The sequence below is a fragment of the Gimesia maris genome (assembly GCF_008298035.1).
Classification (GTDB): domain Bacteria; phylum Planctomycetota; class Planctomycetia; order Planctomycetales; family Planctomycetaceae; genus Gimesia; species Gimesia maris.
In genome coordinates this window covers 1946596-1959025 of the sequence record NZ_CP042910.1, presented here as the reverse complement: position 1 = coordinate 1959025, position 12430 = coordinate 1946596, and the positions used below count along the sequence as shown (strand labels likewise).

At 52.1% G+C, this 12430-nt stretch carries 10 protein-coding genes; 8 read left to right on the top strand and 2 right to left on the bottom strand.

What is annotated here, in order from left to right; translation table 11 throughout:
* Positions 1-9: 9 nt before the first annotated feature.
* On the bottom strand, positions 10-924 hold the full coding sequence (locus GmarT_RS07450) for a dihydrodipicolinate synthase family protein (protein WP_002646035.1): 915 nt from the start codon (positions 922-924) through the stop codon (positions 10-12).
* 25 nt (positions 925-949) lie between these two features.
* Positions 950-2002 carry a threonine synthase gene (locus GmarT_RS07445; protein ID WP_002646036.1) on the bottom strand — a complete coding sequence of 351 codons (1053 nt, stop codon included), beginning with the start codon at positions 2000-2002 and terminating at the stop codon, positions 950-952.
* A 318-nt stretch (positions 2003-2320) separates the two neighbouring features.
* Here GmarT_RS07445 and GmarT_RS07440 point away from each other — a divergent pair, with 318 nt between their 5' ends.
* The 8 genes from GmarT_RS07440 (at position 2321) to GmarT_RS07405 (ending at position 12247) form a co-directional block, all read left to right on the top strand.
* Positions 2321-3049, top strand: a complete 729-nt coding sequence (locus GmarT_RS07440; protein ID WP_002646037.1) for a FadR/GntR family transcriptional regulator — start codon at positions 2321-2323, stop codon at positions 3047-3049.
* Positions 3050-3274: 225 nt separating this feature from the next.
* Positions 3275-4186 carry a DUF1559 domain-containing protein gene (locus GmarT_RS07435; RefSeq protein ID WP_002646038.1) on the top strand — a complete coding sequence of 304 codons (912 nt, stop codon included), beginning with the start codon at positions 3275-3277 and terminating at the stop codon, positions 4184-4186.
* A gap of 146 nt (positions 4187-4332) precedes the next feature.
* Entirely contained in the window at positions 4333-4758 is a 426-nt protein-coding gene (locus GmarT_RS07430) for a hypothetical protein (protein WP_002646039.1), read from the top strand.
* A gap of 32 nt (positions 4759-4790) precedes the next feature.
* Complete coding sequence (locus tag GmarT_RS07425) at positions 4791-5855, top strand: sialidase family protein (protein ID WP_002646040.1); 1065 nt, start codon at positions 4791-4793, stop codon at positions 5853-5855.
* Positions 5856-6166: 311 nt separating this feature from the next.
* Positions 6167-7258, top strand: a complete 1092-nt coding sequence (locus tag GmarT_RS07420) for a LacI family DNA-binding transcriptional regulator (RefSeq protein ID WP_002646041.1) — start codon at positions 6167-6169, stop codon at positions 7256-7258.
* 41 nt (positions 7259-7299) lie between these two features.
* Positions 7300-8238: a sugar phosphate isomerase/epimerase family protein gene (locus GmarT_RS07415; RefSeq protein ID WP_002646042.1), complete on the top strand. Its 939-nt coding sequence runs from the start codon at positions 7300-7302 to the stop codon at positions 8236-8238.
* Between the two features lie 35 nt (positions 8239-8273).
* Positions 8274-10820, top strand: coding sequence for a PSD1 and planctomycete cytochrome C domain-containing protein (locus tag GmarT_RS07410; RefSeq protein WP_002646043.1), 2547 nt, complete (start codon positions 8274-8276; stop codon positions 10818-10820).
* 38 nt (positions 10821-10858) lie between these two features.
* Complete coding sequence (locus tag GmarT_RS07405; RefSeq protein ID WP_149302510.1) at positions 10859-12247, top strand: DUF1501 domain-containing protein; 1389 nt, start codon at positions 10859-10861, stop codon at positions 12245-12247.
* Positions 12248-12430: the final 183 nt, after the last annotated feature.

The window sequence follows — 12430 nt, the reverse complement described above, 5'->3', positions numbered from 1 at the left end:
CAGTTCAACTTACGCTTCGACAGATGTGATCGGCTTGCCTGTGAGTACTTTTTGTACCAGTGGATGGGCGAGGAGCTGCTCCCGCTCTGCTGCAGTCACAGGTCGCATTGGCTGCGGAGCAAAGTTGCCGGGGATCCCTCGCTCGTTCATCAGTGTTGTGACCGTCGAAAACAGCGGGGTAGAGAACGTTGTCAGCAATTTCAGTAATGCCGATAGATCCTGTTGCACCAGCGCCAGCCGATTCCAGTCTTTCACCAGAGTCGCTTCCACCATTGCTTCAATCCATTCCGGCACCACAATATAAATTCCATCCAGATGTTCGCGTACTCCTGCCTGCAACAGGACATCCATCAGATTGGGCTGTGCGACAATGACGCGGAACTCTTCACCCACCGCATCGATGACAGGACGAATCGTCGTGAAATGATCCGAACATTTAATCCCCCGAATATTGGGATGTTTTGCCAGCTGCAGAACGGTATCGACTTCCAGTTTTGTACCGGTCGTCTGCGGCAGATCGTAGAGGAACACGGGCCGGGAACTCAGGTCGGCGAGCGTCTCAAAGTAATCAACCAGGTCACTCTGACTGTACTTGAGGAAGTAAGGAGAGATCACCACGATACCATCAATGGCAAAATCTTCTACCATGCGAATCCGCTCACGCGTTCGCACAAAACTCGTATCTCCTACTCCCACCAGCAGCTCAGCATGTCCCGCATTGAATTGTACGCTCCGCTCTACCAGCTCACGGTAAGTTGAATCTTTCAGTAGCTGCATCAGCCCCATCGTTCCTGCGACCAGAAAGCCATTGATGCCATGCGTCAGCTGGTCCTGAATCTGTGCTTCCAGGCCGGCTGGATGCAGATCTTCTTCCGCTGTCAGTGGAGTTCCCAAAGCGGTAATCATTTTCAACGAGTGAGTCATGCTGTATTTCTTTCTAAATAATAATTCAAGCCGTCTGATCGATAAATTCAGCTAAGGAGATCACGGGACTGGTCGTGCCAGCTAACATGCGATCAACCGATTCCTGATCCTTGAACCCGCTGCCCGTAATCACACAGACAACGGTCTCTTTACTTGTAATTTTACGTTCGGCGGCTGCCTGTAAGATGCCTGCCATCGAAACAGCGGCAGCAGGTTCACAGAAAATACCCTCCTGACGCGCGAGCAACGCCTGGACCTCATATACAAATTCGTCTTCCACCAGATACCCACTGCCACCGGTATACCGGCAGGCAGCAATCACATCGTTCCCATCCAACACACTGGCCACCTGCAGTCCCCCAATTTTCGTCGTACTCCGACAGGTCTGGGCACGATCGGTCCCTGCCAGTAACGGACCGGCGATCGTATTGTTTCCCGCCGGTTGCACACAATGAAATGCTGGCAGTCGTTTGATTTGCCCTGCCTGACAAGCAGTCTGAAATCCACGATAGACGGCCAGCAACAGCCCTCCCCCTCCGGCACAGCAGAACAGATGATCGATCCCCCCTCGCTCATCAGAGATCTGGCTAACCAGTTCGCGACCAATTGATTCGACCCCTGCCATCCCGATGGGATTGAACTGGTAGCTGCTGACCTGTAACTCTGTGTCGGCGGCGGCCCCCAGATGTTTCAGATACTTGAACACCTTTCCCGAGATTTCCGGATCGGCACCAAACCCCTCAATCCGCCACACGGTCGCCCCATAAGCCAGCATCTGTTTCAGCTTGTTTTCAGGAGCACCGATAAATACCGCAACCTGGCAATCCATTCCCGCGGCAGCACAGTAAGCCGCCAGGGCGGAACCCGCGTTTCCACTCGAACAGGTCACCACCCTTTTCTTCCCCTGTGACAGCATGTCCGTGACAGCTGCAGCAGCAAAGCGATCTTTATAGGAACCGGTGGGATTCACCGTTTCCAGTTTGAAATATAAATGATCAAGCCCCGCGTCGGGACCGATTCGACGTGATTTAATTAAAGGAGTATGCCCCTCTCCCAGCGTGAAATACGCTGACCCCATAACTGTTCCTTTTGTAGCGATGCCTTTAATATATTGTCTGATGCACGAACCCAATGAGCTATTATTAAATCAGAATGTCGCTCGCAACATCAGCAATCTTTGTCAAAACGTCATGAAAAGTCTTGACGACCAAATAAGCAATTATATGATAATAGATCAGTTTATCATACAATCTTTTTATTTGTAGTATAATGCGAACGCAATAATAACGAACTCCACTTCTGGAATTTCAGGCCCGTTCAATACTGGCAGTTATTTTTCGCTTTAAATTACACTTCTTACTGTCATCTATGGCGCTCACCGGAAAGCAGTGAATCGATGGAAGTATCGCGTGACGATATCACAGTTCCTACAACGGAAGCCCGAACATTGAGTGCCGAAGTCGCAGACCATCTTTGTGAACGTATTCGCAGCAAACGCCTGGCTCCCGGCGATCGACTGGGAACCGAAGCAGAACTGGCAGACCAGTTTGGCGTTTCGCGAACGGTTGTTCGTGAAGCCGTCGGTTCTCTTAGAGGGCTGGGAGTAGTGATTGGTCGACAGGGACGCGGACTCTGTGTAGCGGAAGCGGACAATTTTTCTGATGTACTCAGAAAAGCCCTGGTCCCCCAGGTCGCCAGCCCCCACGGTTGGCGGGAATTACAACAGTTACGTGCCGTGATTGAAATTGGTTCCATTGCCTTGGCAGTCGATCTGATCACGACAGAAGAAATCATCCGCCTGCAGACAATCGTCTCCGAAATGAAACGCGTGATGAAAAAAATAAAACTGGATCCCAAGGGAGCCAGTAAAGCATACAAAGAGATGGACTGCCTGTTTCACCAGACAATTCTGGCAGCCTCTCACGGCAACTTTGTCAAACAGTTTCATGGCGTGCTGCTGGATTACTTTCATGCCGGTGACCTGTATGGTCAGGCTCCCACAATGAGAGGGCTCCGGCAACACGAATTGATCGCCAACGCAATTGCCGACCGGGACACCGATCAGGCAACCATGCATCTGACCGACCACCTGAAACCGCAGTTAAAAGCACCAACCCAACAATAACGGAGAAGAACGAGTCGCTCTGACATCTGAATACAGAAATTGAAACTACGATACCTCAGGCGCGGATATCGAAACAATAAACAACAGCTTCAGCTTGATGAATTGATTCCTGCAGACCTCAGACAGAACCGTTCCGGGTTCAGTCTTACAGCAGAATACGCACCTGTGTGCCAGGGTGATTATATTGTTTATATTTTCTGAGCTTCGTTTGATGGAGACGATTCAATGTTCCTGACTGATTACGAAAAACGACATCGTGGATTTACTTTGATCGAGCTACTGGTGGTCATTGCCATCATCGCGATCCTGATTGCCCTCCTGCTGCCAGCGGTCCAGCAGGCCCGTGAAGCAGCCCGTCGCTCCTCCTGTAAAAATAATTTCAAGCAGGTCGGCCTGGCTTTACACAACTACCACGACACGTTCACCGCCTTTCCCATCGGGGCTGGCATCAGTGGGGGATGCAGCGGGTACTCGGGCGCGCATCTGTTTTCCTGGGGCGTACGGATCCTGCCTTACCTCGATCAGGCAAACATTTATAACAATCTTAACTTTTCCGGCTCTACTCCATTCGTACCAGCAAACTTCAGTTCCAGTACCTGCCTCGTTCCCGTCCAGCCCTTCCTCTGCCCCAGCAATCCACAACCTGACGTCATCGTCAATAAAGCAGGCGCATTCGCCGGCGCGCTACCGGATGGTATGGGGAGAACCGATATGGGAGGCGTTGCTGATTCGATCAGCTGGAAATGCAACAGTGGCTCCGGAGTGCGTCCCACTTCAGTAGGAAATGGCGTCCTGTTTGCCATCTCGCGAGTGAAAATGCGCGACATCATTGACGGTGCCAGCAACACACTCATGGTCGGAGAAATTACAGGTTCTCTCGCCTCCTCAGGTCTGAATGGAAATTCTTATACAGGCTATGACGTCTTTGATACCAGTAACGGTATCAATAGCATCGACACTGTCCCCGGAGGCGGTACCTTTGCTTTTCGGCCCCAGGGATTCTCCAGCTTTCACGTCGGTGGAGCACATTTTGTACTCGGCGATGGCTCAGTCCGCTTTCTGTCGGAAAACATTGACCAGGGCACACTCTCCGCAATTACCACCCGCAATGGACGTGAAGTCGTAGGCGAATTTTAAACTGATCATAGTTTATAGTTTATGGACTCTATCCGAATCTCGATTCAAACGCAGCCCCACTCTAACGGGGATGTCACGAGGACGCCTGCACCCTGCAACGACGCAGGGTAAAGCAGAGTCGAATAAACAATTGAAAGGAGGCAGAGATGCCTGAATTAAAAATCATAATATGCATTCTGATCAGCCTGCTGCTGGCAGGTTGTGGCAGGATCAGCGATGCCCCCGACCGTCGGATTGTCACGGGAAACGTCACTCTGAATGGCTCTCCGCTTGAAGGTGGTGTCATTCGCTTTCTTCCTCAACCCTCTGGTCCCATCGCCGCGGGGAAAATTCGCGATGGCAAATATGAAGTCACCAATAAAGGGGGAGTCCCTCTTGGAAAACATAAAGTTGAAATCAAAGGGACTCCGATTCTTCCTGAGGATACCACCGGAATGTCGCTTGGTGAAATTGATGCAGCGACCAAACCCGCCATCAATGTTCCCGAAAAGTATTACAAAGACTCTCAGCTTGAGGCGACAGTAGAAGCAGGCCATGACCCGTTCAACGTTGACTTCGAACTGAAAGACTGACTTTACTCAATTGGATTATAAGGTTTTCCGAAATGCTGCAGCGCTTCATCATAGCCTCGTTCCTCGTTTCAATCTGCTTCTCATCATCAGTCACACAGGCGGAATGGAACCATCCCCAGACGAAAAAACTACCGCATCAGCACCTGGGCCCCTTTATTAAACTGCAGAATGGCAACCTGCTGGCTCCCGATGCAAAACAGTCTTTACTCAGCACCGATCAGGGAAAAACCTGGGAAGCTACCCCCCTGTACCAGGAACCGTCCAGGTTCCATACCAGTAACGAACGCGCGCTGCTGCAGACAAAAAAAAGAACCATTGTCCTGGCCTATATGAATCTGGCGGAACGCAAATTTCACTGGAACGATAAACAGGGAGGCCCACAGCCCGATTGTTATCTCCCGGTGTACATCGTGCGCAGTACCGATAACGGAAAGTCATGGCTTCCGCCTCAGATCCTGCAGGACCATGGCTGGTGCGGTGCCGTCCGCAGTATCATTCAGACGCGCTCCGGTCGCATTATCGTTGTCGTCTCCCAGACCATTGCCAATCCGGGTCGACATGTCATGCTGACCTATTACTCCGATGATGAAGGAGCCACCTGGAACCACAGCAACATGATTGACCTCGGCGGTTCAGGCGATCATGACGGCGCCATGGAAGGGACGATCGTTGAACTGAAAGATGGTCGCATCTATGCCTTAATCCGCACAAAATTCGGACGCTTCTGGGAAGCCTACTCGACTGACGAAGGCGCCTCGTGGCGCACCATTCAACCTTCAGAGATCCCGGCCAGCAGTTCGCCCGCCATCCTGCAGCGACTGGAAAGCGGACGGATTGTCATGCTCTGGAACCGCTTCCGTGACCCCGATCGCAAACTCGGGCGACGGGAAGAATTGTCGATCGCCTTTTCCGACGATGAATGTAAAACCTGGAGTGAGCCGGTTGTCATCGCCCGCGATCTGACACCAGCCGGGAAGAAATACGAAAACCGTGTCTCATATCCGTATGTCACGGAAATTACGCCCGGAGAACTCTGGATCACCACCATGCAGGGCCCCGTAAGGCTGAGTTTGAAAGAAGCTGATTTTCTGAAATAACTCCAGCTACCATTCCACCCCACCCCCATACTCAACTTCCTGCAGAGTAATTGTTTAAGCCCTCTCCCAGCTGCCCGTAATCTTCCACGCCACGCAAATAACACTTATTTGCGTGGCGTGATTTCAATGTTTCTCTGATTCTTCTTAAAGCTATTTTCAGAGAATCGCTGTATTTCCGCTTTACATTAAGTATCTATTTGAGTATCACGAGATAGACTCAAGGAAACGGGTGGTTTTAATTTCCCTGCTTATGTGCATCAAATTGCGTCACATTCATTATCTTTGATCTTTCAGGAAGCCTGAGGTCTGCTATGAATAAGACTGCTGAACTCGTCACGGTAAAGACAGTCGCCAAAGCGGCTGACTGCGCCGTCAGCACAGTCAGCCGTGCATTGCGTGACGACCCTTCCATCAGTGATGCCGCCAAGCAGCGAATTCGCCAGGTCGCTGAATCGCTAGACTATCGCCCCCTCAGGCGCCGCCGTCCTAAGAAAGAAAACAGCCAGAACCCAGGCAGCGTCCTGGCCGGAAAACGATTGCTCGTTGTCTCCCTGGGACTGGATCGCTCTTTAATTTCACTCCCAGTCGTCAGCTCTGCGATCAGCGGAGTCGAAGACGCGTTCTCTGAACTGGGTGTCCGTTTTCAGATCGCCCATATTCCCGACCTGCAGGCAGTCCCTGCTCATCTGGATTTTGACCAGACGGATGGTCTGTTCCTCATTGGTGCCCTGCAGGGAAAAATGCTGATCGAATCCAATAGAACATTAATGGAACGACTTTCTCGCATTCCATCAGTCTGGCTCCTTGGCAGACCACAAGGTTGCGCGGGTGACTGTGTAGGTGCGAATGATGTTCTTCTAGGCGAAAAGGCAGCCGACTATCTCGCCGATCACGGACACCAGCATGTCGCCTTCCTCAGTCCTAAACCAGATCACCTGATTATGACGAATCGCGAAACCGGCTTCGTCTCCCAGGCAATGCGACGCGGCCTGGATATTCAGCGCTTCGTCGATCCTCCTTCCCGAGGCTGGAAGCTGCCGATCAAACCTCCACTTTCAACAGACGCCGTTCAGCACCTGGTCGATCAACTGTTGAATGCCAGCAAACGTCCCACAGCAATCTTCGCCGGAGCAGACAGTGTCGCCGCGGTCGTCTATGGATCACTGGCCCGTCGCGGAATTAAAGTGGGTGATGAGATCAGCGTCATTTCCGGCAATAACGACCATGCATTTATTACCGGCCTGTATCCACATCTGACCACGTTTGACATTCACGCACATGACATCGGTCGACTGGCGGTCAGACAACTGGAGACCCGACTGTCCATGAACAATGCCATTGCCAATGTCGACTTAACCCTCGAACCACACTTGACTCCTGGCGAATCAGTCCGCCAGCTCTAAAACTGATTACAGCCCCCCTGCTCCGAATGAGGAAACCAGATATGCAGCCGCTCAACCGCCGTCAGTTTCTCACCACCGCCAGCATCGCCACAGGCGGTCTGCTGGGACTCAACAGATTACAGGCAGCAAAACCAGATAATCCGGAACTCACGCTCGGTTTCAGCCTGTATGGCATGCCTCACATGAAAACAGAGGAGGCACTCCGTATCGTCGCCGACATCGGTTATGACTCGGTCGAACTGGCTCTGATGAACGACTGGGACGCTACCCCCGCCAAACTGAACTCAGAACGTCGATCTTCAGTTGCCAAAACGCTTGACGAAACCGGATTAAAGTTGACCTCATTAATGGAGCACTGCATTCTAACCGGTTCCAAGGCCAGTCAGCAGAAAGTCCTCGAACGCTTTAAACAGGCTGCTGAACTGGGACACGATCTGCGCCCCGACCATCCCCCGCTGATCGAAACGGTCGCCGGAAGTGGCAAATGGGATAACCTCAAAAACGAAATGCGCGACAACCTGGGTGAATGGGCCAAAGTTGCCGCCAGCACAAAAACCATTATCGCCGTCAAACCACATCGGGGCGGCGTGGTCGATCATCCCGAACAGGGTGTCTGGCTGGTCGAACAGGTCAACAGCCCCTGGATTCGCCTCGATTATGACTACAGCCACTTTACTCATCGGGATATTTCACTGAAAGAATCCCTGCAGACCATGCTGCCTTATACCAGTTTCATACAGGTCAAAGATACGATCATGAAAGACGGTAAAGTCAGTTTCGTGCTGCCTGGCGAGAGTGGGGAGATTGACTACGTACAACTGCTCAAACTGGCAGTCGCAGGCGGCTATCGAGGAGATATCTGTTGTGAAGTCAGCAGTATGGTCTTCCGTCAGAAAGGCTATGATCCCGTTGCCGCTGCCAAAACCTGCTATCAGAATCTGGCCCCCGCTTTCAAACAGGCGGGACTCAAACGAGGTTAAACCATTTTCAGCCCCCGAGCATAAAAGATTCGCACATGACTCAATACCAACGAATCCCACTACTCGTTCTGATACTGGCTGTATTATTCAGCCAGCCCGATTCAGTCTGCGCAGCAGAACCAGTCAGACCTGATGCCAGCCAGCTCGAATTTTTCGAACAGCATATCCGACCGGTTCTGATAGAAAAATGCGCCGACTGCCACTCCGGTGATGCCGACGCTGAAAGCACACTGGCCGTCCATTCCCGCGCGGCTCTCATTCAAGGCGGCGATTATGGTCCAGCGATTCTGCCCGGAAATGCGCAACAGAGCCTGTTGTTTCAATCCATCCAGCGAACTCATAAAGAATTGAAGATGCCCCCTGATGCGGATGAGAAACTCAAACCGGAAACCATCACCCATTTCAAACGCTGGATTGAATGGGGCGCTCCCTGGCCTGCTGAAAAGCCAAAGCCAGTCACGACATCACAAAAAACCAAACCACAGAAAATGACAACCTCACACTGGTGTTTTCTGCCGCGAAAAGAACTCGCTCCGCCAACCGTCAGCAACCCCAAATGGTCGGTTTCTCCCATCGATCGTTTTGTTTATACACGACTGCAGAAAGAACAACTCCAGCCCGTCGGCCTGGCTTCCCGGCGAACTTTAATCAGACGCGCTACCTTCGATCTCACCGGATTGCCTCCCACGCCCCAGGAAGTCAAAGCGTTTGAGGATGACCCGGAAACTGATTTGAAAGCATTTACCAGAGTAGTAAACCGACTGCTGTCATCCCCGGCATACGGCGAACGCTGGGGACGCCACTGGCTCGATGTGGCTCGCTATGCAGACACCCAGGGCGATGTCGGGGATTTCCCCATTCCCGGAGCCTATCTCTATCGCAACTGGGTGATTGATGCGTTCAACACCGATCTCCCCTATGATCAGTTCCTGAAAGCCCAGCTTGCAGGAGATATTCTGGCAGAACGCGAAGCCGATCCGGAACAGGCTCGTCAACTGAAAATCGCGACAGGCTTCATTGCCCTGTCGCGACGCTTTGGTAACACGCGCTATGAAGATCAGAACCTGACCATTGACGACACCATCGACACCGTCGGACGTGGCATCATGGGTGTCACTTTGAAGTGTGCCCGCTGCCATGATCATAAATTCGATCCGATGCTGGCCACCGATTATTACGGCCTTTACGGTATTTTTGAAAGCACACTTTATCCGAGTATGGGTGCATCCAATCAACCCTCGCCGGCACAGCTCGTCTCGGCAGAAAACGATCCCGATTCGCAGCAGAAAATCAATGAATACTGGGATCTACTCAGCTATTACCAGCATCAGATTCGCAATCACTTCCGCCCCTGGCTGAAACCGACGCTCGAAGAGTATAAAGACGTCACCGCAAAAATTGAAGCAGCGAAAATATCCAAAAGCCCGACAGACAAACTGGAACAGCAACGTCAGAAGCTCCTGGCAGCACATAAAGGTAAATTCCGGGAACTGATGCTGCACGGTTTACCATGGCTCAAAGCCGAAAAAGCCCGACTGGTAAAAGCGCCTCCTGCAGAAATGCTATATGCTGTCATTGATGGCAAACCGCATCACTCTCGACTGCATCGACGCGGTAATCCGGAAAATCCAGGAGACATCGTTCCACGCCAGTTTATCAATGTCATCTCAAAATCAAAACCGGAGATCGACAAAACGGAATCCGGTCGCGAGGAGCTGGCCGAATGGCTCACCGACCCGACTCATCCTCTGACCTCACGGGTGATTGTGAACCGACTCTGGTATCACCACTTCGGACATGGTCTTGTCAAAACAGTCGACAATTTTGGCGTCTTAGGCGATACCCCCTCTCACCCGCAACTGCTCGATTACCTCGCCGGTCAACTGATTGATCAGCAATGGTCGCTCAAAGCCCTGCATCGTCAGATCATGTTAAGCCGCGTCTATCGACTCGACAGCCATGACATCACAGAAAACTCCAACCGTGATCCGGACAACGTCTTTCTCTGGAAATATACCCGCAGACGCCTGGACGCCGAATCCATCCGCGATGCCCTCTTGTTTGTTTCCGGCGAACTGGATTGTGAACAGGGAGGACCGCACCCCTTCGTCCCCTGGCACAAAAAAGGGTATAGCCTGAATCGTCCGTTTCATGAGGATTTCCCAACAAAGAAACGTAGCGTCTATCTGATGACGCAGAGACTTTATAAACACCCGTTTCTGGGCCGGTTCAATGGACCGGAAACCAACGAAACTTCGGGAACCCGGGACAGCTCCCACCTGCCGACACAGGCGCTGTACCTGATGAATGCACCACTCCTTCCCGAACTGGCAGAAGCGTTTGGCAAACGGATTCAGCAATCGGCGGGGACGGAGGAAAAGCAGATCATCCAGGCCTACCAACTCGCATTCAGCCGAAACCCGACCGCTGTAGAGCTGTCAGAAGCGGCGCAGTTCCTGGAATACTATCGCGAAGAATTAAAAACAGAACAACCTGATGAAGACACAGACGCCGGTCAGAATGCGTGGACAGGTTTCGCGAAAGTTCTGCTTACCAGTAACGAATTCTTTTTTGTCGATTAACATTAACGTTTCGAATGAAAACAATCAGGTTTGAATCTATGCACGACTCATCCTTCTTCTCACGTCGACAGCTGCTGCAAACAGGGCTCGGAACAGCCGCCGGACTCGCTTTGCCGAACACACTGCCAGCGGGACAGGATCTGCCTCACCACCGCCCGGCAGCCAAACAGGTCATCATGCTCTACATGTCAGGCGGATATTCGCATGTCGACACTTTCGACCCCAAGCCCGAACTGACCCGTCGGCACGATCAATCGATCGGCGATGAAAAAAAAGCGGCCGTCTCAGGACAGCCGATTGTCGAACGCTACCTCAAAGCGCCTCTCTGGAAGTTTCGCCCCAATCAGGAATGCGGAACGGAAGTCAGCGACCTGTTCCCCCACATTCGCAAGATCATGCATGAAACGGCCCTCATCCGCTCAATGAACAGTGATCACCGCGATCATGGTGAAGCCACTTTGCAACTGCATACGGGCAGCACCACAGCCGCCATGCCCGGCATCGGTGCCTGGTTAAGTTACGGCTTGAAGTCATTCAACCCGAACCTGCCTTCTCACGTCGTCATTTCAGAACATCGTCCTTACAATGGACCTCAACTCTGGGATTCCAACTTCCTGCCCGCTGCCAATACAGGGGTGCGCGTTGTCCCCGGTGATGATCCGATCCCGTTTCTCAAATCACCTGTTTCACAATCGCGGCAGCAGCTGGAACTCGCGCTGTTGAGAAAAATGAATCAGCGTCACTTTAATCAGCGTGACCACGATGCCCAACTGGCAGGCCGCATGTCGACGTTCACCACAGCCGCCGGGTTGCAGAAACAGGCGCCTGAGGCACTCGACCTGTCAAAAGAAAGCAAAGCCACACTCAAACTTTATGGTGCCGACAAAAAAGATCAGTCCAGCTACGCGGCTCAATGTATTATGGCACGTCGACTGGTTGAACGGGGAGTCCGCTTTGTCGAGATCATCGATGCAGTCGGTGCCTGCCGGGATAACTGGGACGCGGCACATCGTGATATCGCATCCCACGAAAAATATGCCCGCCGTGTTGACCAGCCGGTCGCCGCTTTGCTGATGGATCTGAAACAACGCGGCCTGCTGCAGGATACGCTGCTGGTCTTCTGCACCGAATTCGGCCGCACTCCCTGGGCGCAGGATGGAAAAGGAACGAAATCGCGTAACCATCACCCGGAAGCCTTCTCCTGCTGGCTTGCTGGCGGCAATGTCCGCGGCGGCGTGGTTCACGGGCAGACCGACGATATCGGCAATTATGTCATCAAAGATCTGGTGCACGTTCACGATTTCCATGCCACCATTCTACATATCATGGGACTGGATCACGAGAAACTGACCTACCGCCACGCAGGTCGGGATTTTCGACTGACCGATGTGCATGGGCACGTCGCCAAAGAAATACTCCACTCATAAAATCTTATTTCAGAAACACAGGCACCGACTGGCGTTTTTTTCGACAGCGCTGACGTTATTTTCAACGCCCCTTCTAAAACAAAATCACTGACTTTTCAGCCTTGTCTGCCTATACTGAAAAAGTGATCGCAATCCAAAGCGGAACAGCTTTTGCGACATCTTATCGACAACAACCCTCCCAGC

Excerpts from the sequence above, each read along its gene's own strand:
- GmarT_RS07450 (WP_002646035.1), bottom strand. The coding sequence starts at position 924 with ATGACTCACTCGTTGAAAATGATTACCGCTTTGGGAACTCCACTGACA.
- GmarT_RS07445 (WP_002646036.1), bottom strand. The coding sequence starts at position 2,002 with ATGGGGTCAGCGTATTTCACGCTGGGAGAGGGGCATACTCCTTTAATT.
- GmarT_RS07440 (WP_002646037.1), top strand. The coding sequence starts at position 2,321 with ATGGAAGTATCGCGTGACGATATCACAGTTCCTACAACGGAAGCCCGA.
- GmarT_RS07435 (WP_002646038.1), top strand. The coding sequence starts at position 3,275 with ATGTTCCTGACTGATTACGAAAAACGACATCGTGGATTTACTTTGATC.
- GmarT_RS07430 (WP_002646039.1), top strand. The coding sequence starts at position 4,333 with ATGCCTGAATTAAAAATCATAATATGCATTCTGATCAGCCTGCTGCTG.
- GmarT_RS07425 (WP_002646040.1), top strand. The coding sequence starts at position 4,791 with ATGCTGCAGCGCTTCATCATAGCCTCGTTCCTCGTTTCAATCTGCTTC.
- GmarT_RS07420 (WP_002646041.1), top strand. The coding sequence starts at position 6,167 with ATGAATAAGACTGCTGAACTCGTCACGGTAAAGACAGTCGCCAAAGCG.
- GmarT_RS07415 (WP_002646042.1), top strand. The coding sequence starts at position 7,300 with ATGCAGCCGCTCAACCGCCGTCAGTTTCTCACCACCGCCAGCATCGCC.
- GmarT_RS07410 (WP_002646043.1), top strand. The coding sequence starts at position 8,274 with ATGACTCAATACCAACGAATCCCACTACTCGTTCTGATACTGGCTGTA.
- GmarT_RS07405 (WP_149302510.1), top strand. The coding sequence starts at position 10,859 with ATGCACGACTCATCCTTCTTCTCACGTCGACAGCTGCTGCAAACAGGG.